Below are 263 nucleotides of genomic sequence, written 5' to 3'. Positions count from 1 at the left end.
CCGCCCCCGCCCGCAACGCAAAGGGCAGCGCGATGATCAGGCCAATGCCCGCCGTCAGCGCGATCGACGCCAGCAGCCGGTCGCGCCTGCGGTTGATTTCCTGTTGTTCGCCGACTGTCACTTTTGTCCGATTCGCCAAAGATTTCACTCAGATGTGCGCTGCCCGTCACGGGCCGTCAATTTGCAAAGCAATGCACGCGCCCATGCCGCAAATTCAGCCTCTTAACCAAATATTGGGCGGCGGGGTCTATGTCCGCCATCGG

At 61.2% G+C, this 263-nt stretch carries 1 pseudogene; it reads right to left on the bottom strand.

Annotated elements, in window-relative coordinates:
* Positions 1–121 (bottom strand): annotated as a pseudogene (locus tag IL54_RS24495) (AI-2E family transporter); the annotation flags it as partial.
* Positions 122–263 lie beyond the last annotated feature (142 nt).

Source organism: Sphingobium sp. ba1, from assembly GCF_000743655.1.
Classification (GTDB): Bacteria; Pseudomonadota; Alphaproteobacteria; order Sphingomonadales; family Sphingomonadaceae; genus Sphingobium.
The sequence above is the reverse complement of the archived record's forward strand: the minus strand, read 5'-3'. Positions and strand labels throughout refer to the sequence as shown.